28 protein-coding genes are annotated in these 26,140 nt (G+C 32.8%); 10 read left to right on the forward strand and 18 right to left on the reverse strand.

Annotated features, from left to right (window positions below):
• Positions 1–96: 96 nt before the first annotated feature.
• From lepB (LQ617_RS04665) to LQ617_RS04685, 5 genes are all read right to left on the reverse strand, one after another.
• Positions 97–663 carry a signal peptidase I gene (gene lepB / locus LQ617_RS04665; RefSeq protein ID WP_119651065.1) on the reverse strand — a complete coding sequence of 189 codons (567 nt, stop codon included), beginning with the start codon at positions 661–663 and terminating at the stop codon, positions 97–99.
• Positions 664–682: 19 nt separating this feature from the next.
• The gene (gene lepB, locus LQ617_RS04670) at positions 683–1,213 is read right to left on the reverse strand and encodes a signal peptidase I (protein WP_103361877.1); all 531 of its coding nucleotides are present in this window, start codon (positions 1,211–1,213) and stop codon (positions 683–685) included.
• Complete coding sequence (locus tag LQ617_RS04675; protein WP_126477203.1) at positions 1,210–1,824, reverse strand: TVP38/TMEM64 family protein; 615 nt, start codon at positions 1,822–1,824, stop codon at positions 1,210–1,212. The genes lepB (LQ617_RS04670) and LQ617_RS04675 overlap by 4 nt, the downstream gene beginning before the upstream one ends.
• Positions 1,825–2,243: 419 nt before the next feature.
• Positions 2,244–3,269 carry a nuclease-related domain-containing protein gene (locus LQ617_RS04680; protein WP_239739711.1) on the reverse strand — a complete coding sequence of 342 codons (1,026 nt, stop codon included), beginning with the start codon at positions 3,267–3,269 and terminating at the stop codon, positions 2,244–2,246.
• A 94-nt stretch (positions 3,270–3,363) separates the two neighbouring features.
• On the reverse strand, positions 3,364–4,701 hold the full coding sequence (locus LQ617_RS04685; protein ID WP_037588854.1) for a glucose-6-phosphate isomerase: 1,338 nt from the start codon (positions 4,699–4,701) through the stop codon (positions 3,364–3,366).
• A 210-nt stretch (positions 4,702–4,911) separates the two neighbouring features.
• Here LQ617_RS04685 and LQ617_RS04690 point away from each other — a divergent pair, with 210 nt between their 5' ends.
• Together LQ617_RS04690 and argH are read left to right on the forward strand one after the other, a co-directional pair.
• Positions 4,912–6,114, forward strand: a complete 1,203-nt coding sequence (locus LQ617_RS04690; RefSeq protein WP_025904705.1) for an argininosuccinate synthase — start codon at positions 4,912–4,914, stop codon at positions 6,112–6,114.
• Complete coding sequence (gene argH, locus LQ617_RS04695) at positions 6,111–7,484, forward strand: argininosuccinate lyase (protein ID WP_204167898.1); 1,374 nt, start codon at positions 6,111–6,113, stop codon at positions 7,482–7,484. The genes LQ617_RS04690 and argH overlap by 4 nt, the downstream gene beginning before the upstream one ends.
• Positions 7,485–7,532: 48 nt before the next feature.
• Here the strand turns inward: argH and LQ617_RS04700 are convergent, their stop codons facing one another.
• From LQ617_RS04700 to LQ617_RS04725, 6 genes are all read right to left on the reverse strand, one after another.
• Positions 7,533–8,777 carry a Glu/Leu/Phe/Val family dehydrogenase gene (locus LQ617_RS04700; RefSeq protein WP_204168008.1) on the reverse strand — a complete coding sequence of 415 codons (1,245 nt, stop codon included), beginning with the start codon at positions 8,775–8,777 and terminating at the stop codon, positions 7,533–7,535.
• A 108-nt stretch (positions 8,778–8,885) separates the two neighbouring features.
• Positions 8,886–10,076 (reverse strand): ornithine--oxo-acid transaminase, encoded by a 1,191-nt coding sequence (locus LQ617_RS04705; RefSeq protein ID WP_025904702.1) that lies wholly within the window; start codon positions 10,074–10,076, stop codon positions 8,886–8,888.
• A 70-nt stretch (positions 10,077–10,146) separates the two neighbouring features.
• Positions 10,147–11,691 (reverse strand): L-glutamate gamma-semialdehyde dehydrogenase, encoded by a 1,545-nt coding sequence (gene pruA, locus LQ617_RS04710; RefSeq protein WP_058591479.1) that lies wholly within the window; start codon positions 11,689–11,691, stop codon positions 10,147–10,149.
• Between the two features lie 243 nt (positions 11,692–11,934).
• Positions 11,935–12,315 carry a S1 domain-containing post-transcriptional regulator Ygs gene (gene ygs, locus LQ617_RS04715; RefSeq protein WP_025904700.1) on the reverse strand — a complete coding sequence of 127 codons (381 nt, stop codon included), beginning with the start codon at positions 12,313–12,315 and terminating at the stop codon, positions 11,935–11,937.
• A gap of 687 nt (positions 12,316–13,002) precedes the next feature.
• On the reverse strand, positions 13,003–13,206 hold the full coding sequence (locus LQ617_RS04720; RefSeq protein WP_025904699.1) for a hypothetical protein: 204 nt from the start codon (positions 13,204–13,206) through the stop codon (positions 13,003–13,005).
• 82 nt (positions 13,207–13,288) lie between these two features.
• Positions 13,289–13,882, reverse strand: a complete 594-nt coding sequence (locus LQ617_RS04725; protein WP_025904698.1) for a peptidylprolyl isomerase — start codon at positions 13,880–13,882, stop codon at positions 13,289–13,291.
• Between the two features lie 76 nt (positions 13,883–13,958).
• Here LQ617_RS04725 and kapB point away from each other — a divergent pair, with 76 nt between their 5' ends.
• From kapB to mnhG, 8 genes are all read left to right on the forward strand, one after another.
• Complete coding sequence (kapB, locus tag LQ617_RS04730; RefSeq protein ID WP_037588851.1) at positions 13,959–14,336, forward strand: sporulation phosphorelay system protein KapB; 378 nt, start codon at positions 13,959–13,961, stop codon at positions 14,334–14,336.
• 152 nt (positions 14,337–14,488) lie between these two features.
• Positions 14,489–16,900 carry a Na+/H+ antiporter subunit A gene (locus tag LQ617_RS04735; RefSeq protein WP_126477207.1) on the forward strand — a complete coding sequence of 804 codons (2,412 nt, stop codon included), beginning with the start codon at positions 14,489–14,491 and terminating at the stop codon, positions 16,898–16,900.
• A complete protein-coding gene (locus tag LQ617_RS04740) occupies positions 16,881–17,309 on the forward strand; it encodes a Na(+)/H(+) antiporter subunit B (RefSeq protein ID WP_025904695.1) in 429 nt (142 codons plus the stop codon). The genes LQ617_RS04735 and LQ617_RS04740 overlap by 20 nt, the downstream gene beginning before the upstream one ends.
• A complete protein-coding gene (locus LQ617_RS04745; protein ID WP_025904694.1) occupies positions 17,309–17,650 on the forward strand; it encodes a Na(+)/H(+) antiporter subunit C in 342 nt (113 codons plus the stop codon). Before LQ617_RS04740 ends, LQ617_RS04745 begins: the two co-directional genes overlap by 1 nt.
• Positions 17,643–19,133 (forward strand): Na+/H+ antiporter subunit D, encoded by a 1,491-nt coding sequence (locus LQ617_RS04750; protein ID WP_037588849.1) that lies wholly within the window; start codon positions 17,643–17,645, stop codon positions 19,131–19,133. Before LQ617_RS04745 ends, LQ617_RS04750 begins: the two co-directional genes overlap by 8 nt.
• Entirely contained in the window at positions 19,133–19,615 is a 483-nt protein-coding gene (locus LQ617_RS04755) for a Na+/H+ antiporter subunit E (protein ID WP_025904692.1), read from the forward strand. The genes LQ617_RS04750 and LQ617_RS04755 overlap by 1 nt, the downstream gene beginning before the upstream one ends.
• Positions 19,612–19,902 (forward strand): Na(+)/H(+) antiporter subunit F1, encoded by a 291-nt coding sequence (locus tag LQ617_RS04760; RefSeq protein WP_025904691.1) that lies wholly within the window; start codon positions 19,612–19,614, stop codon positions 19,900–19,902. The genes LQ617_RS04755 and LQ617_RS04760 overlap by 4 nt, the downstream gene beginning before the upstream one ends.
• The gene (gene mnhG, locus LQ617_RS04765) at positions 19,880–20,221 is read left to right on the forward strand and encodes a monovalent cation/H(+) antiporter subunit G (protein WP_025904690.1); all 342 of its coding nucleotides are present in this window, start codon (positions 19,880–19,882) and stop codon (positions 20,219–20,221) included. The genes LQ617_RS04760 and mnhG overlap by 23 nt, the downstream gene beginning before the upstream one ends.
• A 42-nt stretch (positions 20,222–20,263) precedes the next feature.
• On the opposite strand, the gene LQ617_RS04770 is transcribed toward mnhG, so the two are convergent.
• The 7 genes from LQ617_RS04770 to LQ617_RS04800 all read right to left on the reverse strand — a co-directional run bounded on the left by LQ617_RS04770 (position 20,264) and on the right by LQ617_RS04800 (position 26,026).
• Positions 20,264–20,632 (reverse strand): PaaI family thioesterase, encoded by a 369-nt coding sequence (locus tag LQ617_RS04770; protein WP_239739712.1) that lies wholly within the window; start codon positions 20,630–20,632, stop codon positions 20,264–20,266.
• Positions 20,633–20,655: 23 nt separating this feature from the next.
• Positions 20,656–21,969 (reverse strand): Na+/H+ antiporter family protein, encoded by a 1,314-nt coding sequence (locus tag LQ617_RS04775; protein ID WP_257213180.1) that lies wholly within the window; start codon positions 21,967–21,969, stop codon positions 20,656–20,658.
• Between the two features lie 201 nt (positions 21,970–22,170).
• Complete coding sequence (locus LQ617_RS04780) at positions 22,171–23,646, reverse strand: M17 family metallopeptidase (RefSeq protein ID WP_239739786.1); 1,476 nt, start codon at positions 23,644–23,646, stop codon at positions 22,171–22,173.
• An 18-nt stretch (positions 23,647–23,664) separates the two neighbouring features.
• Positions 23,665–23,985 carry a YuiB family protein gene (locus LQ617_RS04785; protein ID WP_107577233.1) on the reverse strand — a complete coding sequence of 107 codons (321 nt, stop codon included), beginning with the start codon at positions 23,983–23,985 and terminating at the stop codon, positions 23,665–23,667.
• A gap of 65 nt (positions 23,986–24,050) precedes the next feature.
• Positions 24,051–25,265 (reverse strand): NAD(P)/FAD-dependent oxidoreductase, encoded by a 1,215-nt coding sequence (locus LQ617_RS04790; protein WP_037588845.1) that lies wholly within the window; start codon positions 25,263–25,265, stop codon positions 24,051–24,053.
• Between the two features lie 153 nt (positions 25,266–25,418).
• Complete coding sequence (locus LQ617_RS04795; RefSeq protein ID WP_204255363.1) at positions 25,419–25,778, reverse strand: HesB/IscA family protein; 360 nt, start codon at positions 25,776–25,778, stop codon at positions 25,419–25,421.
• 11 nt (positions 25,779–25,789) lie between these two features.
• Entirely contained in the window at positions 25,790–26,026 is a 237-nt protein-coding gene (locus LQ617_RS04800; RefSeq protein ID WP_025904683.1) for a YuzB family protein, read from the reverse strand.
• Positions 26,027–26,140 lie beyond the last annotated feature (114 nt).

Below are 26,140 nucleotides of genomic sequence, written 5' to 3' on the forward strand. Positions count from 1 at the left end.
TTATTTCTACCTCCCTTACGTTCTCTTATTCATTTATTTTAACATAAAAAGAACACCTCACTTAATTTCAAAGTAAGGTGTTTAAGAACTTTTATATTAATTTGTAGATGGGTCAAAATTATAATGGAATTGATTAATTGGCCAGAATCTTAATGCAACTTCACCAACAATGACATCTTTATCAATCAAACCAAATGAACGGCCATCTTTACTCACTTCACGGTTATCTCCTAAGACTAAATATTCATCTTTAGGAATTTTATTGACGCCATTTGAATTCACTAAATCTTTGACTTCAAAGTTCTCTGTCAATAAATCACGAGACTTATTCGCTTTGTTTGCTTTCAAGTATTCTTCAGGTACTTTTTTACCATTTACATATAATTGGTCGTTTTCATATTTTACTGTATCACCAGGTTTACCGATAACACGTTTTACATAATCATCATTTGCGTTTGCGTGGAATACAATAACATCTCCGTTATCAATATCCCCTACTTTATAACCAATTTTATTGACGATTACTTTTTCACTATTTTTTAAAGTTGGGTACATGGAATCACCAGAAACGGTATATGTTACAAATAAGAATTTTTGTATCAATAACACACATACAACTGCTACTGCAATCGCCACAACCCATTCAAATATCTCTTTTTTCAAAAATGCCACCTCATTATTATTATTTATCAAAATTCACATCTATTTGATTAAATGGATAATATCTTAAATTCACAGTACCAACGATATCATCTTCATGTACAAATCCAATTTCTCTTGAGTCTCTGCTATTGCTACGATTGTCACCTAATACTAAATATTCACCGTTAGGAATAACATCACTTTTAGAGCCTTGAATTGTTCTTGTACTGAAGTCATCAGTTTTTATATCATCATTTAAATAACGCTCGTTTACATGAGTACCATTAATATACAGTTTGTTGTTTTTCATTTCAACTGTGTCGCCTGGTAACCCGATAACTCTTTTAATATAATCAGCATTTTTATTCGCATGAAATACGATAACATCACCGTTATTAATTTGTCCAAAATTTTTAACAAGTTTATTAACAATTACTCTATCATTATCATGAAAAGTTGGTTTCATTGAGTCTCCGTCTACAACATAACCGATGAATAAAAATGTTCTTACAGCAAATAATAATACTAACGCAATAATAATTGCAATTATCCATTCGAATATTTTTTTCATTTTTGACTCCTATTTTTTAAGCGTTTATCAAAATATTTTTCTAAGCCTTTTCCAACTAGCCAGAGTATAAATATAATCACGACTACTATTATACTCTTTTTAGGACTTGCAAAAAAGGAATTTATATCGGCACCGATGAAACTTAACGTAAATATCATAATGGCTTTTGATAAAATTAACGCAATTAAATAGACTTGTTTACTAATATTTGAAAACGCACTAACCATATTAACTAAAGCACCTGGTGTAAATGGAAAGCATAACAAAATAAACAGTGGTCCAAACCCATGTTCATCAATCCACTGAATAAATCTTACAACTCTAGGCTGTTCAATAATCCTTTTCATAAAAGGCTTTTTAGAAATTAATCTAAAGATTAAAAAGACAATATAACTTCCCGAAACAGTACCAGCCCATGTAATGATAAAACCTAGCAATAATCCATAAGCATTTACATTAGCAATAACAAAGAGAATAATCGGCAAAAACGGTAAGAATGCCTCAATAAAAGGTAATAAAAATGCTATAAATATCCCGAACGATCTAAACGTTTCAATTAATTCAGTAATATTCTCTTCACTGAACCAATTCATTAAATCTTGTATTAACATGTAACGCAACTTCCTTCTTAAATTTAGATTAATTATACCGATAAATGTGTAAATAGAAAAGTAAATTGACATCATACAAAAGTCGTATCTTTAGGAATGAGAAGGAATTTAGTTTATGGAGATAAGGAGATTGTTGGTATGGAGAATCAATGGTTATGGACCGATAATTATTTTTATCGGTCCATATTTCTCATTTCTAGACCGGTAATTATTTTTATCGGTCCATATTTCTCGTTTCTGGACCGGTAAATTTTTTTAACGGTCCATATTTCTCGTTTTTGGACCGGTAATTTATTTTATCGGTCCATATTTCTTATTTCTGGACCGGTAAATTTTTTTATCGGTCCATATTTCTTATTTCTGGACCGGTAAATTTTTTTATCGGTCCATATTTCTTATTTCTGGACCGGTAATTATTTTTATCGGTCCATATTTCTCGTTTCTGGACCGATAAATTTTTTTATAGGTCCATATTTCTCATTTCTGGACCGGTAATTATTTTTATCGTCCATATTTCTCATTTCTGGACCGGTAATTATTTTTATCGGTCCATATTTAGTACTTTTTCTATTACCGCTTCTGATAAAGTACTTATATAGGATTCTCTTTATGGAACTTCTGTAGACACCCGTCCACATTTCTGCTTCTTTTACTGAAAATGGTGCGCCTTTTAATAAATATAATTCTTCTAATGATTGAATAATAATATTCGCTCTATTCAATTCTTTCTTACAATGGTGACATTTTAAATATTTTCGTTTATTAAATAATTCATCTACTCGAATCAACTTTCGACAGTTTGTACATCGTACGCCTCTTTTTAAATCTTTATAGTCTATATTCAAATTTGGTATTTGATTTGTATTTAAAAATGGTTCGTGTAGGCTTTTTAGTTTGCAGTATATCCATTTATTTTCTTCATATTTAAAGTTTTGTGATACCATGTCTTTTATTTTATGTATCTCACTTTTTAAAATAATGTTCATTCGAGATCGTAAATCACCATGTAACGTGAATGTTGGATGTATAAAAACAACATAGCTTTCTACTTTGCGTTTTAATTTATATTTCTCAACGATTCTTTTTAAGCCTTCTTGAGCGACTTCATATTGATTAATAAGATCTTTAGATACAAAACCTGTACTTCTAAATAGTTTGTGCTGATCAAAATAATAGTCACCTGTATAATTTTTAATTTCAAATTGAATGATGGCATCGTCTGTTATGACTACAAAATCAAATTGAATATGGTTATAATTTTTAATTTGCAAATCATATAGCCACCATTCTGCTCCATAACTTTCAAGTATTTGAGCGAATGCTTTTTCTCCTTCGTACCCTTGTTTTGTAACTTGGTATTGTTCATCTACATTTTCAGGTAACACATCTACCCTATTATGCAATGCATCAATATAAGCTAAAAATAAATTTTTACGTATTTTCATAAAATACCACTCATTTCTTCAAAAAATTCAAATCCAAAATAAAAAAAGTCCTCCAAATTAAATTTGGGGACTTTTTTCTAAAATACATTTCATATTATAGTCTATCTTCTAATTCTTTTTTCAAGTCTTCGAATCCTGGTTTACCAAGTAATGCGAACATATTTTGTTTGTATGCTTCAACACCTGGTTGGTTAAATGGATTCACGCCTAACATATAACCACTCATTGCACATGCTAATTCGAAGAAGTATACAACATAACCGAATGTATATGCATCTAATTGAGGAACTTTAACAACTAAGTTTGGTACGCCACCATCTGTATGTGCTAATAATGTTCCTTGGAATGCTTTCGTATTAACGAAGTCAACTGTTTCACCTGCTAAGAAGTTTAAACCGTCTAAATCGTCTTTGTCTTCTTCAATTGTAATATCATGTTTAGGATTTTCAACTTTTACAACTGTTTCAAATAAGAAACGACGTCCTTCTTGTACATATTGACCAAGTGAATGTAAGTCAGAAGTGAAGTTTGCACTTGATGGATAAATACCTTTGAAGTCTTTACCTTCAGATTCACCGAATAACTGTTTCCACCATTCACTGAAGTATTGTAAAGCTGGTTCATAGTTGATTAACATTTCTGTTGAATATCCTTTTGCATATAAGATATTACGAATTGCTGCATATTGATATGCAATATTGTCATCAAGTTCTGAAGATGATAAATCTTCACGTGCAGCTGCCGCACCTTTCATCATATCTTGAATATCAATACCACTTGCTGCGATTGGTAATAATCCAACTGCTGTTAATACTGAATATCTACCACCGACATCATCTGGTACGACAAATGTTTCGTATCCTTCACCAGTCGCTAAATCTTTTAAAGCACCTTTTTCTTTATCAGTTGTAGCAAATATACGGTTTTTAGCTTCTTCTTTACCGTATTTTTCTTCTAAAATTTTCTTAAAGATTCTAAATGCTACTGCAGGTTCAGTCGTTGTACCTGATTTAGAAATAACATTAATAGAGAAATCTTTACCATCTATATACTCAATTAAATCATGTACATAAGATGAAGATAAATGATGACCTACAAATATAATTTGAGGATTTTCACCTTTTTCATAATTAGCAAATGTAGAATTTAACATTTCAACTGCTGCACGAGCACCTAAATATGAACCACCAATACCAATTACAAGTAATACTTCAGATTGTTCTTTGATACGTTTAGAAGCAGCTAGAATTCTATCGAACTCTTCTTTGTCATAATCTACAGGAAGGTCAACCCATCCTAAAAAGTCGCTACCTGCTCCAGTCTTTTCATGTATAACATGATGTATATTTTTTACTAGATCACGTGATTGTTCTAACTCATGTTCACCAAAAAATGTTAAAGCTTTTTTATAATCAAATTGAATATGTGACATAATATCCTCCTATGTAATCTATATTTAATTTCAACAACGTCTTTATTTTACTCTAGTTTTCATAGGCTTTCAATCGAAATGCAACGATATACTTTTAAGTGCATAAATATTTAAAATAACTATTGAACATTCATTCCTAATATGATATTGTATGTTTATCGATTAAATATACAAGATATTAAATATTAATACAAAAGCGAGGTTTTTTTAATGACTAACAAAGTTGTATTGGCATACTCAGGTGGATTAGATACGAGTGTTGCAGTAAAATGGCTAATTGAAAAAGGATATACAGTAATTGCATGTTGCCTAGATGTTGGTGAAGGTAAAGATTTAGAACTAGTAAAACAAAAAGCATATGATATGGGTGCAGAAAAATCATATGTAATAGACGCAACAAAAGAATTCAGTGAAGATTTTGTTGGATATGCAATTAAAGGTAATACAATGTATGAAGGAAGTTATCCACTTGTTTCTGCATTAAGTAGACCACTTATCTCTAAGAAATTAGTTGAAATCGCGCAAGAAGAAGATGCGATTGCAATAGCACACGGCTGTACTGGTAAAGGGAATGACCAAGTACGTTTTGAAGTAGCTATTAAAGCATTAGCACCTCATATTGAAGTATTAGCGCCAGTACGTGAATGGTCTTGGAGTCGTGAGGAGGAAATTGATTATGCTAAAAAACATAACATTCCAATTCCTATCAATCTAGATTCTCCATATTCAATTGACCAAAATTTATGGGGTCGTAGTAATGAGTGTGGTATTCTTGAAGATCCATTTGCGACACCACCAGAAGATGCATATGATTTAACGAAACCAATTGAAGAAACACCTGATACACCAGAAGAACTTGAAATTGTATTTGAAAAAGGTTTACCTATTTCAATCAATAATAAATCATATCCGTTAGATGAATTAATCTTACAACTTAATGAAATTGCTGGTTTACACGGTATCGGTAGAATCGATCACGTAGAAAACCGTTTAGTTGGTATTAAATCACGTGAAGTATATGAAACACCAGGTGCAAAGGTTATAATGGAAGCACATAAAGCATTAGAGACGATTACTTTAACTAAAGACGTTGCACACTTTAAACCAGTAATCGAAAAACAATTAGCTGAACAAATCTATAATGGATTATGGTTCTCTCCATTAACAGATAGCTTAAAACAATTTATCGATTCTACACAAACTCAAGTAACAGGTACAGTACGTGTTAAACTATTTAAAGGAAATGTAATCGTTAATGGACGTAAATCTCCATTTAGTTTATACAATGAAGCACTTGCAACGTACACTAAAGAAGACGCATTTAATCAAGAAGCAGCTGTAGGATTCATTGAAATCTTCGGTTTACCTACTAAGGTTAAGGCATTATTAGAAACAGAGGGTGTTTTAAAATGACAAAAAAAGCATGGGGTGGAAGATTCGAGTCTAACCCTGAATCATGGGTAGATGCATTTAATGCATCTATCCATTTTGATAAAAATTTAATTGATCAAGATATTCAAGGTAGTATTGCACATGCAACAATGTTAGCGGAGCAAAATATCATCAAAACAGAAGAAGCAAATCAAATTATTCAAGGTTTAAAAGATATCCAAGCCGACTATTATAACGGTAATCTTGAGCTTTCTGAATCACTAGAAGATATTCACTTAAATATTGAACATGCTTTAATTCAGAAGATTGGTCAAGTTGGCGGCAAATTGCATACTGGTAGAAGTAGAAATGACCAAGTTGCAACGGATATGCACCTTTATACAAAACAACATGTTCAAGAGATTCTCACACTTATAGAGTCTCTTCAAAAATCAATTCTTGTTATTGCTGATGAACATGTGCATACTATCATGCCCGGTTACACGCACTTACAAAGAGCACAACCTATTTCTTTCGCGCATCATATCATGACTTATTTCTGGATGTTAGAGCGTGATAAATCGAGATTTAAAGATAGTTTAAAAAGAATCGACATCAGTCCACTAGGTGCTGCAGCTTTAAGCGGTACAACGCACCCTATTGATAGACATCGTACACAAGAACTTTTAAACTTTAGCAGTTTATATGAAAATAGTCTTGATGCAGTTAGTGACCGTGATTATATCGTAGAAACATTGCATAATATTTCGTTAACGATGGTTCACCTATCAAGATTTGCTGAAGAAATTATTTTCTGGTCTACTGACGAAGCTAAATTCATTACGTTATCCGATAGTTTTTCTACTGGATCATCGATTATGCCACAGAAGAAAAATCCTGATATGGCAGAATTGATTAGAGGAAAAGTAGGCAGAACAACGGGTCATTTAATGAGTATGCTCGTTACTTTAAAAGGCTTGCCACTAGCATATAATAAAGATATGCAAGAAGATAAAGAAGGTCTGTTCGATGCCATTCATACGATTAAAGGCTCATTGCGTATATTCGAAGGTATGATTTCTACTATGCAAGTGAATAAAGAGCGTTTAAACGAAACAGTGCATAAAGATTTTTCTAATGCTACTGAGCTAGCTGATTATTTAGTAGAACAAAATATACCTTTTAGAGAAGCACATGAGATCGTAGGTAAAATCGTCTTATGGTGTATTCAAAATGGTAAATATTTATTAGATGTTCCATTAGAACAATATCAATCTTATAACGAACGTATACAAGAAAATGTATATGATTACTTGAAACCTGAAAACTGTTTAAACCGTAGAAAAAGTTATGGTTCAACAGGTCAAGAGTCCGTACAACATCAAATTAATGTCGCTAAAGAACTCATATAATCAAAAAAACACACCATTCAAAATGGTGTGTTTTTTATTGGTCAAGGCTTATGCCCAACCTCTATATCTAGCCGCTTCAGCTGTACGTTTAATACCTACAATATAAGCTGCTAATCTCATATCTATTTTTCTGTTTTCTGATAAGTTGTAAATTGTATCAAAAGCTTTAACTAATTTTTCACGTAGTTTTTCGTTAACTTCTTCTTCAGTCCAGTAATAACCTTGGTTATTTTGTACCCACTCGAAGTATGATACTGTTACGCCACCAGCACTTGCTAGTACGTCTGGTACAAGAAGAACGCCACGCTCACTTAATATTTTAGTTGCTGCCATTGTAGTTGGACCATTAGCTGCTTCTACTACAATTTCAGCTTTAATATCATTAGCATTATCTTCTGTAATTTGATTTGAAATCGCTGCTGGAACAAGGATATCACAATCAATTTCAAATAATTCTTTATTAGAAATTGTGTCATCAAATAGATTTGTAACTGTTCCGAAGCTATCACGACGATCCAATAAATAATCGATATCTAAACCTTCAGGATCATGAAGTGCACCGTAAGCATCTGAAATACCTACAATTTTTGCGCCTTGATCATATAAGAATTTCGCTAAAAAGCTTCCTGCGTTACCAAATCCTTGAATAACGACTCTTGAACCTTCGATTGTTTTTCCACGTCTCTTAGCTGCTTCTTCAATTGCAATAACAACACCTAATGCAGTAGAACGATCTCTACCTTGAGAACCACCTAAAACAATAGGTTTACCAGTAATAAATCCTGGAGAATTGAATTCATCCATTTGACTATATTCATCCATCATCCAAGCCATAATTTGTGAGTTTGTAAATACGTCTGGTGCTGGAATGTCTTTTGTAGGACCTACTATTTGAGAAATAGCACGAACATATCCACGAGATAATCTTTCTACTTCATGAATACTCATTTGTCTTGGGTCACAGACAATACCACCTTTACCACCACCATATGGTAAATCTACAATTCCACATTTTAACGTCATCCACATAGATAATGCTGTTACTTCTTCAACATCAACATCTGGGTGGAAACGAACCCCACCTTTAGTTGGTCCAACTGCATCATTATGTTGTGCACGATAACCAGTAAATGTCTTAACAGAACCGTCATCCATTCTAACAGGTATACGCACTGTTAATAATCTCATTGGTTCTTTAATTAAATCGTACATTCCCTCGTCAAAACCTAATTTATTAAGGGCTTCACCAATAATTTCTTGTGTCGATGAAACTAAATTTAAATTTTCGCTCATGATCCTCTTCGCCTCTTTTTTAAATACTTTTAATCTCTAAATAATTGTAACATAATTGATTATTTTTAAAAGGTCTTAAACGTTTTTTTGTAAACGTTATCAGATTTTTTATTTAAAAACAGACTTAACTTGATCAAGTGCCCAATCTAAATCTTCTTTTTCGATAATAAGTGGTGGTGCAAAACGAATAACTGTATCGTGTGTTTCTTTACATAACAGACCTAATTCTTTTAATTTTTCACAATATGGTCTTGCATCTTCAGTTAGTTCGATACCGATGAATAAACCTTTACCTCTTACTTCTTTGATTGATGGATGATCAATTTTTTGTAATTCTTCTTTGAAATAAGTTCCTAATTCTAAAGAACGCTCAGATAATTTTTCATCAATTAGTACATCTAATGCTGCAACAGATACTGCACAAGCTAGAGGGTTACCACCAAAAGTAGAACCATGTGAACCTGGGTTAAATACTTCTAGTATTTCTTTATTACCAACGATACATGAAATTGGGAATACGCCTCCGCCTAATGCTTTACCTAAGATATACATATCTGGTTGAACATTATCCCAATCTGTTGCGAATAATTTACCTGTTCTACCAAGACCAGCTTGAATTTCATCTGCAATGAATAATACATTGTTTTCATCACAAACTTCTCTAATTTGTTTTAAATAACCGTCTTCAGGCACATTAATACCCGCTTCACCTTGAATAGGTTCAATTAATACGGCTGCTGTATTTGGTGTAATAGCAGATTTAATTTGTTCGATATCACCGAAATCAACAAGTTTGAATCCACCTAATAATGGACCGTAACCTCTTTGGTATTCTTTTTCTGAAGAAAGTGAAACTGCAGCCATTGTACGACCATGGAAGTTACCATTCATCGCAATGATTTCTGCTTTGTTATCTTCTACGCCTTTCACATCATATGCCCAACGTCTTGCAGCTTTAATAGCCGTTTCAACAGCTTCAGCACCTGTGTTCATTGGTAATACCATTTCTTTATTTGCAAGTTTACAAATTTTTTCATACCAAGGACCTAATTGGTCACTGTGGAATGCACGTGAAGTAAGTGTTACACGATCTGCTTGATCTTTTAATGCTTGGATAATTTTCGGATGACGATGACCTTGGTTAACTGCAGAATAAGCAGATAACATATCTAAATAGCGATTGCCCTCTGGATCTTTAACCCAAATACCTTCCGCTTCTGAAATTACAATTGGTAATGGCAAATAGTTCGGCGCACCAAATGTATTTGTTTGTTCAATGATTTCTTGTGACTTTGTCATATTAAATCTCCTCCCATTAAAACAGTAGAGCATGTATACGCCCTACTGTATTTTTATTATTCCAACAATATTATAACATTTCTGAAGTAGTACGTCCTTGTAAGTGAAGTACTAAGTAGTCTGGTCCACCTGCTTTAGAATCTGTACCTGACATTTTAAAGCCACCAAATGGTTGGTAACCTACAATAGCACCTGTACATCCTCTATTGAAGTATAAGTTACCTACCATAAAGTCTCTACGTGCTTGTTCTAATTTAGAGCGGTTATTTGTAATAACGCCACCTGTTAAACCGTATTCTGTATCATTTGCAAATTCAATTGCTTGATCAAAATCTTTTGCTTTGCTGAAACCAACAACTGGTCCGAAGATTTCTTCTTGCATTACTCTGTCGTCATGTTTTAAATCAGCAATAACAGTTGGGTTAACGAAATGTCCTTTTTCTTCGTCAGTTGTTCCACCTGCTACAATACGACCTTCTTTTTTACCGATTTCGATATATTTTTTAATTTTGTTTAATGAGTTTTCGTCAATTACTGGACCCATATAATTAGCTTGATCAGTTGAATCACCGACAGTTAATTTTTCTGTACGTTCAACTACTTTGTCTAATAATTCATCATAAATATCTTCAACTGCAATAACACGTGAACATGCTGAACATTTTTGACCTGAGAATCCAAATGCTGATTGTACAATTGAATCTGCTGCTAAATCTAAGTCGCCTTCCGAATCAACGATAATTGTATCTTTACCACCCATTTCAGCAATAACGCGTTTAAGGTGAGTTTGGCCTTTTTGAACTTTTGCAGCTCTTTCGTAAATAGAAACACCTACATCACGAGAACCAGTGAATGAAATAAGACTTGTATCTTTATGATCAATTAAATAATCACCGATTTCACTTGATGAACCTGGAATGTAGTTTACCACCCCTTTTGGTAAACCTGCTTCTTCTAAAACTTCCATAAATTTATAAGCGATAACTGGCGTTTTAGATGATGGTTTTAATAACACAGTGTTTCCTGTTACCACTGGTGCTACAGTTGTACCAGCCATGATCGCAAATGCGAAGTTCCATGGTGAAATAACAACACTTACACCAACTGGTAAATAATTATATTTATTATATTCTCCTGGACGACTTTCTACTTTTTTACCGTCTTTTAATTCAAGCATTTGACGTGCATAGTATTCCATAAAGTCGATTGCTTCAGCAGTATCTGCATCTGCTTCTTTCCATGGTTTACCACCTTCTTTAGAAAGTAAAGCTGAGAATTCGTGTTTACGACGTCTCGTAATTGCTGCTGCTCTGAATAAAACGTCAGCACGGACACTTGGATCAGTATCTCTCCATGTTTTAAAGGCTTCTTTAGCAGCTTCCATTGCTTTTTCAGCATGTTCTTTGCTTGCTTTAGAAACTAATCCTACTGTTTCTTCAATATTTGAAGGGTTATATGAACGTGTTTTATCTTCTGTAAAAATACGTTCGCCTCCAACAATAATTGGATACTCTTTTCCTAAATATCCTTCAACTGTTTTAAGACCTTCTAAGTAAGCAGCCTTATTCTCCTCTTTCGTAAAATCAGTAAATGGTTCGTGTTTGTATGGAATCATTAAAGTAAACCTCCCTATGTTTATACGGGGCATTAAGAAACCCCTTACATTCCTATAATGACACACTTTTATAGATTACTTCAAGATATTTTTTCTGAATTTTTACAATAAAAATAAGTTGTAAATTTACTTCAAATAAATATTCAAAAAGCCGTTTAAATGTTCATTCAATGAAGTGATTTTTCGTATAAAAAAAGCCGGATTATCATGTAAGATATCCGGCTTGTAAAGACGATAGATCATTTATTCGTCTTCAAAATGTTTATTTGATTGTTTAATCCACTTAGGCAACCTTTCTTCCAAAGGTTGAAACCCGTATTTTTCTGTCTCTCTAATTTCATCTAGAACTGAGCGCTTTTCTTTCTTACGTTCTTGTCTTTTGAAATATTCATTATCTTTAAGTGATAAATTCAACTTGCCATCCGCTTCAACTTTAATTATTTTAGCTTTTACTATCTGGCCAACATTAAGAAATTGATTAAGGTTGTGCACGTAATCATTCATCACTTCAGAAATATGAATGAGACCTTCCACATGATCAGGGGTTTCAACAAAGGCGCCATATGGCTGAATGCCAGTCACTTTTACCTTTACAAACTGACCAACTTTATATTGTTTTCTCACTTTTAGAAAACCCCTTGTACTTGAAGTTATTAACTATTTCATCATAGCATAGTTATTTTTATTAAACCATTAATTTGATATATAATTCTGAAAATATTATGCATAAATATAAATCATCTATAAATTCATGAATTTATTATTAGATTAAGAAATAAGTATTCTATGGAGAAAATAGATTAAAGATTCTTTATTTGTTGTAGGATTTGTATGGGGATTTTGTGAGATATGCTGGGCGCTAACGATCTTGTTTCTGTTTCTTGAGCGTTAGCGCCTCGTTTTTGCTCTATTTTTGGATTTTTTTCTGCGCTAACGATCTTGTTTTGATTTCTTGAACGTTAGAATTTCTAACGATCTTGTTTTCGTTTCTTGAGCGTTAGCGCCTCGTTTTATCTCATTTTTGGATTTTTTTCTGCGCTAACGATCTTGTTTTGATTTCTTGAACGTTAGAATTTCTAATGATCTTGTTTTCGTTTCTTGATCGTTAGCGCCTCGTTTTATCTCATTTTTGGATTTTTTTCTGCGCTAACGATCTTGTTTTGATTTCTTGAACGTTAGAATTTCTAACGATCTTGTTTTCGAGTCTTGATCGTTAGCGCCCACCCCTCAACTCAACATATAAAAAAGAGACTTCGACATACATATGTCTCAGTCTCTTCCTATATATAGTATTCGTTTGGAATGCTTTATTTACTTCTTATTGTTCTTTTTCTCCTCTTGCTCTAAATGATCCATTACTTGTTTTTCAAATGATTTCATTTTTTCTTCGTCTTTTTTAGATTTTTTACGGAACATCATAAATACGATATACGCCAAAATCATAAATAATATCAACGTAGCAACAGCAGGAATATATTCTAATTTATTATCTGGAAAATAAAGAAATTCCATCATAAGCCGACCACTCCCTTAGCAACTAAATTATACCAAAGATTGAGTCGAATGCATTGATTTTTTTTGACAATTGAATGTCGATTTATTTTATAATTTCAATTGTTTCAATTACTACGTCTTCAACTGGTTTATCGTTAGCGCCAACTTTAACATTTGCGATTTCTTCAAGTACTGATTCACCTTCAACAATTTGACCAAATACTGAGTGTTTTTGGTCTAACCAAGGTGTACCACCTTTTTCTGCATAACGATCAACGATTTCTTCAGGCCAACCACCATCTTTAAGTTGAGATAACATATTTGCTGGTACTTCTTTCATTTGTACAATGAAAAATTGTGAACCGTTTGTGTTTGGTCCAGCATTAGCCATAGATAACGCACCGTATAAGTTAAATGCTTGTAATGAGAATTCATCTTCAAAAGCACTTCCATAAATACTTTCGCCACCCATACCTGTACCAGTTGGGTCTCCACCTTGTACCATGAAGTCATTGATAACTCTATGGAAAATGATGCCATCATAATATTTTTTCTCAGCTAAACCGATGAAGTTTTCAACAGTTTTAGGTGCTAATTCAGGAAATAACTTGAATGTCATGTTTCCTTTAGTTGTTTTAATTTCTACAACTCTTTCACCTTCTAATATTTCAGTTGTTAATTGAGGATAGTTTGTCATTTAATATTCTCCATTCATGTTAAAATAATTACAATAGTGATATCATAACATAATTTTTTAGAAAGGGGATATCAACATGTATTATCAATTTCCACACAAAACAGGTCAATATGTCGTAGAAATAGTTGAAGAAAAAGGAGACCAGTTTCTCGTTAAAGTATTAGCTGTTCTCAAACATCCTAGACAAGGAGATTTACATAGTCCAAATGAAGTTGAAAATGTCTTTTTCCATGAAAGAAAAGCTTTAAGTCAATTCGAAAAAAGATATACAACTGCACAGTTTTTAAAAGACTATCCGCACGATGTTCCAAATTATATCGATTCATTAAAAACATCATTAGCTGAACTTGAAGAAAAAATGATTAAAAGAAATAATGCTTATAGTGAACAAGCTTTAAAGTGTATTGAACAATTAAAAATAGATTATTCACGTCAATACAAGGCGAATTTTTAGCAAAACTAAAAAATTTTTAATAAATTTTTAACGTGTTTCTTCATATTTAAAAATAACCTAAAAATTCTGAAAGATTGACTTGATAGTATTTTCAAGCATTAACTTTATTGTGTATAATAATATTTATAAGATTTTTGGAAGGAGGTTATTAAATGAGTTTGATGCATATTATGATTTTGTTACCTTTAATTTTTGCAATCATAATACCAATTTTATACAGATTTTATAAAGGTATACATCTAGGATGGTTTGTACTACCTATTCCGATTATTATATTTAGTTATTTTATGTCATACATAAATGTTCCAGATTCGGATAAACCATTCATTGTAATATGGGATTTCATGCCTAGATTAGGTATGAACTTCTCCGTTCATTTAGACGGACTAAGTTTATTATTCGCATCTTTAATTACAGGGATTGGTGCGCTCGTTGTTTTATATTCCATTACATATTTAAGTAAAAATGAATCACTCGGTAATTTTTATTGTTATTTACTTATGTTTATGGGAGCTATGTTAGGTGTTGTATTATCAGATAACCTATTAATGCTTTACCTATTCTGGGAATTAACATCTATTTCAAGTTTCTTACTTATCGCTTATTGGCGCCATAAACAATCGTCAATATACGGCGCACAAAAGTCATTATTAATTACAGTGTTCGGTGGCTTAATGTTACTAGGTGGATTTATTTGTATCGCAATTGCAGGTAATTCATGGAGTATTACCTCTTTAGTACAAAATGCCGCTGAAATTCAAAGTTCACCTTACTTTATTTTTGCAATGATTTTAATTTTAATTGGTGCTATGACTAAATCTGCACAATTTCCATTTCACATTTGGTTACCAGATGCAATGGAAGCACCTACACCAGTCAGTGCGTATTTGCACTCAGCAACAATGGTTAAAGCAGGTATATATTTAGTTGCTCGTACAACGCCAATTTTTGCAGCAAGTGCTGGATTTGTTTGGGCGGTAACTGCTGTCGGATTAATCACATTGTTCTGGGCATCATTTAACGCTGTTAAACAACAAGATTTAAAAGGTATTTTAGCATTCTCAACAGTTTCACAGCTCGGTATGATTATGTCCATGCTTGGAATCGGTGCTGTCAGTTATCATTATTCTGGTGAAGAAAGTCAGTTATTCTTGGCTAGTATTATCGCTGCAGTATTCCATTTAATTAACCACGCAACATTTAAAGGTGCGTTATTCATGATTACGGGAACAATCGATCATGAAGTTGGTACAAGAGACATTAAGAAATTGGGCGGTTTAATGACCATCATGCCAATTTCTTGTACATTCACAATTATTACTGCATTAAGTATGGCGGGTGTTCCACCATTTAATGGTTTCTTATCTAAAGAAATGTTCTTAACAGCAATGTTTGATAGTCATCAAGCTGATGTATTTGGTTTATCAACACTTGGGTACTTACTACCTATCGTTGCGATTGTTGGTAGTATCTTTACGTTTGTATATTCATTTAAATATGTACATGAAATATTCTTTGGAGATTACAAACCTGAAGCATTACCTAAGAAACCACACGAAGCGCCATTACTTATGTTATTGCCGACAGGTATTTTGACATTCTTAGTTGTGTTATTTGGTTTATTCCCAAATATATTAAGCAACAGTATTATTGCACCAGCAGTAAGAGCAATTGCACCATTCGCTGATGCGCCTGATGTTCATATATCTCATTGGCACGGTATAACACCTGCCTTAATAGGTACATTAATCGTATTTATTATAGGTTTTATATTATTTAAATCAGTAGAAAAATGGTTTAATATTTACAGTATTCAACCTGAATACTTAACATTTAATTATTATTACGACAGAGGTATTCAATTAAGTTCTTATATATCAAACAAAATCACGCAAAGCTATATGACTGGATTTATCAGATCATACTTAATGTATATTTTCGCATTCTTTATCATTATGACTGCACTTACGTTATTTACACATCCTGTAAGTGTTGCATTCGATAATATAAGCGAAATCAGACCATATGAAGTGATTTTAATGGGCTTAATTTTAGTGAGTACATTCTGTATCGTATTAGCTAAATCAAGACTATTTAGCATCATTATGTTAGCTGCAGTTGGTTATTCAGTTGCTTTATTCTTTGTATTCTTCGGTGCACCAGACTTAGCACTGACACAATTATCAATTGAAACAATTTCAACTGCCCTATTCTTACTATGTTTCTACCATTTACCTAAAATGAGTAGACATGATGAAAATAGAAACTTTAAAATTGGTAACTTAATTATTTCGATTTGTGTCGGTATTGGTGTTATCACAATCGGATTAATTTCATATGGAAATAGACATTTTGATTCTATTTCTCAATATTATATAGATAATGTATACGATCTAGCCGCTGGGAAAAACATGGTAAACGTAATTCTTGTAGACTTCCGTGGATTCGATACATTATTTGAGTCAGCTGTTTTAGGTATTGCTGGCTTAGGTATTTACACATTAGTTAAATTAAGAGACAAAGGTAAAGATGGAGGTGAAGAACATGAAGAAACAATCGAATGATGTATTCTTTCAGTTTAATGCCATTATCATTTTCCTAATTATTATGATGTATGCTGTTTCTATTTTCTTTGGTGGACACTATACACCGGGTGGCGGTTTCGTAGGTGGATTATTACTTTCATCTGCAGTCATTATTATCGGTATAGCATTTGACACTAAAACATTAAAGAAAATGTTCCCATTTGACTTTAAATTAGTAACAGCAACTGGTTTGTTCTTCTGTGTTCTAACACCAATTTTAAGTTGGACATATAACAAAACATTTTTCACACATAAATTTGGAGAATTCCATCTTCCTATCTTTGGTGAAGTTCATTGGCATACAGCAATGCTATTTGATTTAGGTGTATTACTAGCTGTTGTGGGTACTGCCATTACTATCATATTAGCGATTGGAGAGAATGAATAATGGAAATATTAATGATTTTCGTTGCAGGTATTATTATATCCGTATCAGTGTACCTAGTTCTCTCTAAAAGTTTAATTAGGATAATTATTGGTACTACATTACTATCCCATGGCGTACATTTAATGTTACTGACAATGGGTGGATTGAAAAAAGGTGCCTTACCAATTGAAGAAGAAGGTATTAAGAACTATGTTGACCCATTACCACAAGCATTGATCTTAACTGCCATCGTAATAGCTTTCGCTGTTACAGCATTCTTCTTAGTATTAGCTTTTAGAAGTTATAAAGAATTAGGAACAGATAATTTAGAAGAGATGAAGGAGGTACCGAAAGATGAGTAATTTGATTATTGTACCTCTTGTCATTACGTTTTTAACGGCCGTTACGTTAATTTTTGTCGGTCACAGACCTTATGTTAAACGTAAAGTAGTATTAACAGGTTTCTCGTTAGCATTTTTAGTGAGTTTATACAACCTCTACCACATATATATGAATGGAACACAAACTTTAAATTTAGGTAGCTGGCCAGTTCCATACAGCATTGTGATTTACGTGGATATGTTAAGTGCATTACTCGTAACTGTAAGTTTATTGATTACGCTTATCGTACTCATATACTCTCACCAATCAATTGGACTCCATCGTGAAAGATATTTTTATTACTTTGGTGTTTCAATGATGGTGACAGGTGTTAACGGCGCATTTATGACTGGTGACTTATTTAACTTATTCGTATTTTTCGAAGTATTTTTAATGTCATCATATTTATTACTTGTTATTGGTGGTACTAAAATCCAACTACAAGAAAGTATTAAATATATACTCGTTAATGTATTAACATCTGCATTCTTTGTATTAGGCGTCGGTATGCTTTACTCAATTACTGGTACATTAAATATGGGAGATCTACATGTTAAATTCGCTGAACTTTCAGGAACAGATTTAAATATCGTTGTGATTACATTTATTATGTTTCTATTTGTATTTGCGACTAAAGCAGGTATGTTTCCACTGTATTTCTGGTTACCTGGCGCATATTATGCACCACCAATTCCAATTATCGCGCTATTCGGTGCTTTATTAACTAAAGTCGGTGCATATGCAATTATGCGTACATTTAGCTTATTCTATTCAACAAATAGTGAATTTATTACGCAAACATTAATTGTTCTAGCAATTTTAACAATCATCATGGGTTGTATCGGTGCTATCGCTTATTACGATGTTAAAAAGATTATCATTTATAACATTATGATCGCGATTGGTGTTATCTTAATTGGTGCTGCTATGATGGATAAAAATGGCATGATGGGAAGTATATACTACTTGTTACATGACATGATTATCAAAGCTGCTTTATTCTTATTAATTGGTGTTATTATTAAAATAACTGGTACACCTGATTTAAGAAGGTTCAGTGGATTAATCAATCACTATCCAGTTCTTGGTTGGATATACTTTATAGCTGCCCTTTCGTTGGCAGGTATACCACCATTAAGTGGTTTCTATGGTAAATATATCATCGTAATGTCTACATTTGAAAATGGTTATTACATAAGTGGTATTATCGTTCTTTTATCAAGTTTATGTGTACTCTATTCTGTAATGCGTATTTTCTTAATGGCATTTTGGGGTGAAGAAAAAGGTTATGTTTATAACCCTAAACTACCAATCAATAAATTAATGATCGCATCAGTTGCCATTACAATTGTAGCCATTCTATTTGGTCTTGGTGCAGACTACTTATATCCATTAGTGGAAAAAGCAGCATTACCATTCTATAACCCAGAGACTTATGTTAATGCGTTAGGAGGCGATTATTAATGGCGATACAAGTACTCATAAATGTTCTTTTAGCTGCATTATGGATGATGCTTTCAGATACGTATACATTTGGTGCATTTGTATTTGGTTATCTATTTGGTATATTGTTCGTCTTAGTAGCCTTACCGCTTCTTCCAGGCAAACATTTATACTTACGTCCTGTTTGGAAATCACTAATTTTAGCAGTTATATTCATGAAAGAATTAATTTTAGCGAATATAGATGTTATTCGAATAGTCATACAAAAAGAAATCCATAATAAGCCTGCATTTTTCGCTTATCCTACAGATTTAGATAAAGATTGGGAAATTAGTTTATTATCACAATTAATCACTTTAACACCAGGTACAATCGTCGTAGCAATTTCAGATGACAAAAAAACACTCTATATTCATTCAATTGATTTTTCAGATATCGATTCTGAAGTGAGTGCGATTAAAGATTCATTTGAAAAAGCTATCAAGGAGGTGAGCATACGATGACAAATATATTCGTTATTATCGCGATTATCATCGTTGCACTCTCTATGATTGGTATGCTGATTCGTGTTATTATTGGCCCTACTCTTGCTGATAGAGTCATTGCGCTCGATGCATTGGGTATTACATTAATGGCCATCATAGCTTTATTCTCAGTATTAACTAATACTAGATATTTATTCGTTATACTTTTATTAATAGGTATATTAGCATTCTTAGGTACTGCTGCATTTGCGAAATTTATGGATAAAGGAGAGATCATTGAAAATGATAGAAACGATTCTTATTAGTATCTCAATTTTTATGATGGTCATTGGAGCTTGCTTTAGCTTTTTCGCAGCGTTAGGTATTCTAAGGTTACCAGATGTCTTTTCTCGCGCACACGCCTCAGGAAAAGCTTCTACATTAGGCGTTATGCTTATCTTGTTAGGTGTATTGATATACTTTATCGCAAAAGAAGGACATTTCAATGTTCAATTACTACTAGGTATTATCTTTATATTCATAACAGGACCATTAGCAGGTCACTTAGTTTCAAGAAGTGCTTACTATATGGGCGTTAGACCTAGTGAAAGAACAATACGTGATGATTTAAAAGATGCAAAATAACAAATAAGAGCATGGGACAGTTAATCCCATGCTCTTATTTGTTTATCTTCTCTTTTTGATAGCAATTGTTGCGCGTATAACGGAGATGAGTTCGTCTTGTTCGTTCGTAACTTTGACGTCCCATACTTGAGTTGTTCTTCCGATATGAAGGGCTTGACCTATTGCACGTACTGTACCTGATCGAGTTGACTTTATATGGTTTGCGTTGATTTCTAATCCTAATGGTATTTCATCTTCACTTGAAGCGTAATGTGCTCCCATAGATGCTGCTGTTTCTGCTAATGCTATTGTTGCACCGCCATGTAAGAATCCGAATGGTTGTTTAACTTTATCCGTTACGGGCATCGTCATTTCTATATAACCATGACTTGATTCGATTGTTTCTATTCCAAAGTTCTCTATTAAATCCATATGATTAATCCCCCTTAATCATACTATAATACCATTGCTGCAATAAATCCAAAAATAATTAACGGGATATTATATATTAAGAAGTTCGGTATACATGTATCTCTAATATGATCGTGTTCACCATCAACATTTAAACCAGCTGTTGGTCCTAAAGTTGAATCACTTGCAGGACTTCCTGAATCTCCTAACGCACCTGCTGTTCCGATAACGGCTATTAATGCCATTGTGCTAAGCCCAATTTCTTGTCCAAATGGAATAAATAAACTAGCAATAATCGGGATTGTCGCAAATGATGATCCTATGCCTAGTGTTACAACAAGACCAATAGCATACATCATTATAATACTGAATGCTTTATTATCTCCTGTAATTGATGCTAGACTTTCAACTAGTGAACCTACTTCATTTGTAGCGCTCATTACACCTGCAAATCCGTTTGCTGTTAAAATCACAACACCAATGTATGCCATGATTTGAATACCTTCAACTAATTTAGCATCTAAATCTCTCCAGTTATATAACCCTGAGAAGAAAAATATTAAGATCCCTGCTAATGCACCAAAAATCATAGATTCCGTTAATGTTTGAACAACGAATGTTCCTAAAATCGCTAAGCCAGTCACAATTAATGGATATGGCTTTAATGTTTTCATTTCTTCGTCTTCTTCCACTTTAATTGTTTTATATGTTCTAGGTTTCCAATACATAATAATTGCAACGATTAATCCGAATACATAACCCATTGATGGAATTAACATCGCTTTCCAAATACTATTGAATTCTATATCTACGTTTGCTTTTCCAAATGCATCAAAGATAATAGATTGGAATATGTGACCATAACCGTATGGGAATAAAATATAAGGGAAACATAGTCCGAATCCAATAACTGTAGCAATTAATCTTCTATCCATTTGTAGTTCATTAAATAAGCTTAATAATGGTGGTATAAGAATAGGTATAAATGCGATATGGACAGGTATAATATTTTGACTGAGTACTGATATGACAAGTAATACAGCCACTAATAATATTTTTATTTTTACTCTACTTTTCTGTGAATTTTCTTTTTTCATTGATGTAATGATTTTTCCTACAATGTAGTCAGTTATACCACTATATGAAATCAGTGCTGCAAATCCTCCTAATAATGCATAAGATAATGCAACTTCTGAACCATCAACGATTGTTTTACCAAATGTGGAAATGACTTTATCAACAGACATTCCACTTAATAAACCGCCTGTTAATGCACCTATGAATATACTTAGTACAACATTTAAACGCATTAAACAAAGTATAATCATCACAATAACAGCTACTAATACTGCATTTATTTCCAAAAAGACCCTCTCCATTCTTTAGTTCTCTACCATGATAAAGTGAAATAATGAACTTATCATATCAGTTGAGAAATAGCATGTCAACATTTCGAGAATTAGTCCGAATATTCTGAATCAAATTTCGTCATAATTAAAGCGGGATTCAAACCTATCATAGTACATAGATTTTTTATCCCGCTTTATATGTGATTGATTTTATTTATTTTTTAAGAAATGTAGTACTGTTGGTATCATAGCACCTGTCGCACCCTTTGGTCCTTTGAATGAATCCTTTTCTGTTTCCCCTGAACCTGCAATATCAAAGTGTAAGTGTGGTATTTCATCACTAAAATGCGTTACAAATGCTGCTGCAAATAATGCTTTACCGTTTTTATTTAAAATACAGTTAGTTAAATCTGCAACTTCTGAAGATTTAATATCTTGTTTCTCTTCATCTGTTATCGGTAATTCAAAACTTACTTCATTTGAATATTTCGCAGCTTGTTTCACATCATCAATGTATTGATCAGCATCGCTTGAGAATATCCCCGTTTTCCCTAAACCTAATGCTGCAACAACTGCTCCTGTTAATGTCGCAAAGTTCATAATAAGCTCTGGCTTATATTGTTTAACGAATGAAACAGCATCACCTAATACTAATCTTCCTTCAGCATCCGTATTTGTTATTTCAACTGTTTCTCCACTTAATGCGGTATATACATCATCTGGTTTCATTGCATTACTTGAAATCATATTTTCAGCTAATGGTAATACGGCCACTACATGAATTGGTAATTGTAATTGATTGATAGCATGCATCATACCTACTACGTTACTTGCGCCACTCATGTCATATTTCATCGTTGGCATACCTGTTTTAGATTTAATTTGGTAACCACCTGAATCATATGTCACACCTTTACCTACAAGTGCGATTGGATCTTGAGTTGAACCTTTATATTCAAGCACGACTAAACGTGGTGGGTTTATAGATCCTTTACCAACTGCATCTAATAAACCAATACCTTCTTCTCTAATTTCATCTTCATTTTTAATCGTGACTTTTACTTGTGAATCTTTAAAATGTTGTTCAATTTGGTTTGCGAAATAATCTGGCGTTAAAATATTCGGAGGTGTTTGTGAATATGTTCTCGCTAAATTAACACTCTCTCCTAAAATTTCACCTTGATTAATAAATGTCGTAACATCTTCAGTTGTCGATGTAACATAATTAATGACTGTATCAACATTTGCTGATTTGTTTGATTTATACGTATCAAATACAAATGTAGCTTGTGTGAATAACCAGCCAAAACGGTAAGCACGTTCTTGATGAGATACATTTTGTGATACAAACGTATCATCTAATAAATGTACTTCTTCAATTCTATTACTTTGTAAATATCTGCTTAAGTTTCCGTACACAACTTGATAGTCATTCTCTTTAATTTCTTTTAAGTTACTTAACCCTACAGCAATTAATTTAACGACTTGTCCATTTACGATAATCGCTGTACTAGTGATTTTACCAAGTTCGCTACTAATAATTTGTTGTTTTTTTAAATTTTCAAGTTGTCCGCCTAAAATTTGATTAATTTCATCAAAATTGTGCATTTGATTTAAATGGCTTGGACAACCGACTACAATCGGATGTTCATTATTAGAATATGTTTCTTTGATTTTTATATTCATCATTATTATCCCCTTTTGTTAAAACATTGAATAACCGCTTCTTCGTAAATTCCTTATAACAAATCCTGCGACAATCGCGCCAATCCATCCTGAACCAAGCATTAATATATCCGCAGTATGTATGTGTGTTAAACCTGTAATAAGTTTTGAAAATGCAGTTGTTGGATCTGTAAAGTACATAGCCGTGGAAATTTTATCTACAATTGCAAAAATAACAAATGGATAAAGTACGACCATTAACCAAGTACCTTTTAATAGCATATTTAATATAAAAGCGATTCCAAAAAACAGAACAAAAAATAATGCCATTGATATGATAACTTGCGGTAAAGATATCATAGCTAACCTCCTTTAAAAAAAGAGACCCGCCTAATAGCAGGTCTCTACACTTAATAATGAATCAATTAGAATTTACCTTTTTTATAGGCTAATCCGATACCACCAATTTTGAAAATTGCACGAGTATCGATAACTTTTTTCATGAATGCTGCTTTTTTACCAGTAATTTCACGACCCATAACAACACCAACACCATCATGGCTACCTAATGAACATACAGTACCTTTGTCATCGTATACGAATGGTTCTGTTTTCTCACCATTGAAGATGTTTTTGATGTTTTTAGCAAGGTGTTCACCTTGTTGCATAGCGATTTGTGCTGTTGTTGGAAGTGGACGTTTGTTGTCTCCTTCACCAGCCATAACAGCTGAACAGTCACCAATTACGAAGATATCATCATAGTTGTCGATTGATAAATCATCTTTAACTACGATACGACCACGTTTAACGCCGTCAAATGATTCTTCCATTAATTTGCTACCTCTAACACCTGCAGCCCAAATAGCTGTGTTAGCTTCTAAAGTTTGTTCTTCGTCGTTAACTTTAACTACGAAACCTTTTTCATTACAAGCAACGATTGGAGTAGAAATTTTGAATTCAACGCCACGATCTTCTAAATATTTAACAACGTAGTTCACTAAGTTTTCTGAGAACATAGGTAACATTTTTGGAGCAGCTTCAACACAAGTGATTTTAACTTTAGATTGATCTACACCGTATTTTTTACATAATTCAGGAATGCGTTCTGTTAATTCACCTAATAATTCAACACCAGTGAATCCAGCGCCACCTACTAAGATTGCTAAATCATTTTCATCTTTTTCTTTAGATGCCGCATAATTAGCAAATTTATCTTCGATGTGTTTAGCAATACGACGAGAAGTGTTAATGTTTTCGATTTGTAAAGCATGTTCTTTCATACCTTCAATACCGAATGTTTCACTTTCAAATCCTAATGCAACAACAAGAATATCATATTCGAATACACCGTTAGATGTTTCAACTGTTTTAGCATCTTTGTTGATTTTTGTTACTTCTGCTTTAACGAAGTTTACTTTATTTCTGTCGATTACATTTGTAATTGGATATAAAGCATCCTCATAGTTTAAAGTACCAGCAGAAGCTTCGTGTAACCATGTAGCTTCGTAGTGATAATCGTTTTTGTTGATTAATGTAACATCAACGTCTTGGTTTGAAACTAATTTTTGCAATTTAGTTACTGTTTGTAAGCCAGCGTAACCTGCCCCTAATACTAGAACTTTTTTACGTTCAAATCCCATTATTTTCACCTATACTTTCTAAATTTTGTTTGACACTTATAGGAAAGTTGTGTCACTTTGTGTTTTTCCTCACAAATAAAGATAATACTATTTACATACAAGTTTTATTGTATATTTTTATAAAGATAAATTCAAGTGTGACATATCAATTCCTTAGCATTGTTCTGGTGTACCAGAAACATCTTTAGTCTTAAATGAGCTTCCGCAACCACAAGCTGCAATCGCATTAGGGTTGTCAATCGCAAATCCGCCACCCATTAAAGATGTCTTAAAGTCAATTGTTGTACCATTTAAAATTGGTGCATCATTCTTATCTACTAAAACTTTCACACCATAAAATTCTAGAACTTCATCATTCTCTGCTGGTTCTTCTTCTGCTGACATCCCGTAAGAAAGTCCCGTACAACCGCCACCTTTAACAGATACTTTCAAATAACCATTTGGCATATCGTTATTTTTCATCATATCTTTAACTTCATAAGCTGCTGCTTCAGTTAATATAACAGTTGACATATTTATTCCTCCTAAAAAATCCAATTTTCTTCTATATGACTATATATATTTTCAAGTAATTCTTCTGGTGTTTCTCCCTTGACCATATCTCCATTGACTAATGCATATAACCCTCTTGCACATGGTCCACAATTTTGTAGACAACCGTATTCCAATACATCTACTTCTGGATCATTGTCGAGCTTGTTAAACACTACATCAGCACCTTTGGCCAAGTTTGAAATACAAAATTCGACAATTGGGTTCAATGTGTTCACCTACTCACTTTTTATTCATTAAACTATTTTAACATTCATTGTAGTTTATGCCAAAAACGATTATACTAAAAGTATACTTATATATTATAAAATATATACATACAA

Source organism: Mammaliicoccus sp. P-M59 (assembly GCF_022386135.1).
Taxonomy (GTDB): domain Bacteria; phylum Bacillota; class Bacilli; order Staphylococcales; family Staphylococcaceae; genus Mammaliicoccus; species Mammaliicoccus sciuri_A.

Excerpts from the sequence above, each read along its gene's own strand:
- LQ617_RS04745 (WP_025904694.1), top strand. The coding sequence starts at position 17,309 with ATGGAAATATTAATGATTTTCGTTGCAGGTATTATTATATCCGTATCA.
- LQ617_RS04725 (WP_025904698.1), bottom strand. The coding sequence starts at position 13,882 with ATGACAAACTATCCTCAATTAACAACTGAAATATTAGAAGGTGAAAGA.
- LQ617_RS04720 (WP_025904699.1), bottom strand. The coding sequence starts at position 13,206 with ATGATGGAATTTCTTTATTTTCCAGATAATAAATTAGAATATATTCCT.
- LQ617_RS04790 (WP_037588845.1), bottom strand. The coding sequence starts at position 25,265 with ATGGGATTTGAACGTAAAAAAGTTCTAGTATTAGGGGCAGGTTACGCT.
- LQ617_RS04680 (WP_239739711.1), bottom strand. The coding sequence starts at position 3,269 with ATGAAAATACGTAAAAATTTATTTTTAGCTTATATTGATGCATTGCAT.
- LQ617_RS04755 (WP_025904692.1), top strand. The coding sequence starts at position 19,133 with ATGGCGATACAAGTACTCATAAATGTTCTTTTAGCTGCATTATGGATG.
- LQ617_RS04705 (WP_025904702.1), bottom strand. The coding sequence starts at position 10,076 with ATGACAAAGTCACAAGAAATCATTGAACAAACAAATACATTTGGTGCG.
- kapB (WP_037588851.1), top strand. The coding sequence starts at position 13,959 with ATGTATTATCAATTTCCACACAAAACAGGTCAATATGTCGTAGAAATA.
- argH (WP_204167898.1), top strand. The coding sequence starts at position 6,111 with ATGACAAAAAAAGCATGGGGTGGAAGATTCGAGTCTAACCCTGAATCA.
- lepB (WP_103361877.1), bottom strand. The coding sequence starts at position 1,213 with ATGAAAAAAATATTCGAATGGATAATTGCAATTATTATTGCGTTAGTA.
- pruA (WP_058591479.1), bottom strand. The coding sequence starts at position 11,691 with ATGATTCCATACAAACACGAACCATTTACTGATTTTACGAAAGAGGAG.
- LQ617_RS04795 (WP_204255363.1), bottom strand. The coding sequence starts at position 25,778 with ATGTCAACTGTTATATTAACTGAAGCAGCAGCTTATGAAGTTAAAGAT.
- LQ617_RS04735 (WP_126477207.1), top strand. The coding sequence starts at position 14,489 with ATGAGTTTGATGCATATTATGATTTTGTTACCTTTAATTTTTGCAATC.
- LQ617_RS04700 (WP_204168008.1), bottom strand. The coding sequence starts at position 8,777 with ATGAGCGAAAATTTAAATTTAGTTTCATCGACACAAGAAATTATTGGT.
- LQ617_RS04685 (WP_037588854.1), bottom strand. The coding sequence starts at position 4,701 with ATGTCACATATTCAATTTGATTATAAAAAAGCTTTAACATTTTTTGGT.
- LQ617_RS04760 (WP_025904691.1), top strand. The coding sequence starts at position 19,612 with ATGACAAATATATTCGTTATTATCGCGATTATCATCGTTGCACTCTCT.
- LQ617_RS04770 (WP_239739712.1), bottom strand. The coding sequence starts at position 20,632 with ATGGATTTAATAGAGAACTTTGGAATAGAAACAATCGAATCAAGTCAT.
- LQ617_RS04780 (WP_239739786.1), bottom strand. The coding sequence starts at position 23,646 with ATGAATATAAAAATCAAAGAAACATATTCTAATAATGAACATCCGATT.
- LQ617_RS04740 (WP_025904695.1), top strand. The coding sequence starts at position 16,881 with ATGAAGAAACAATCGAATGATGTATTCTTTCAGTTTAATGCCATTATC.
- LQ617_RS04675 (WP_126477203.1), bottom strand. The coding sequence starts at position 1,824 with ATGTTAATACAAGATTTAATGAATTGGTTCAGTGAAGAGAATATTACT.
- LQ617_RS04690 (WP_025904705.1), top strand. The coding sequence starts at position 4,912 with ATGACTAACAAAGTTGTATTGGCATACTCAGGTGGATTAGATACGAGT.
- LQ617_RS04785 (WP_107577233.1), bottom strand. The coding sequence starts at position 23,985 with ATGATATCTTTACCGCAAGTTATCATATCAATGGCATTATTTTTTGTT.
- mnhG (WP_025904690.1), top strand. The coding sequence starts at position 19,880 with ATGATAGAAACGATTCTTATTAGTATCTCAATTTTTATGATGGTCATT.
- LQ617_RS04750 (WP_037588849.1), top strand. The coding sequence starts at position 17,643 with ATGAGTAATTTGATTATTGTACCTCTTGTCATTACGTTTTTAACGGCC.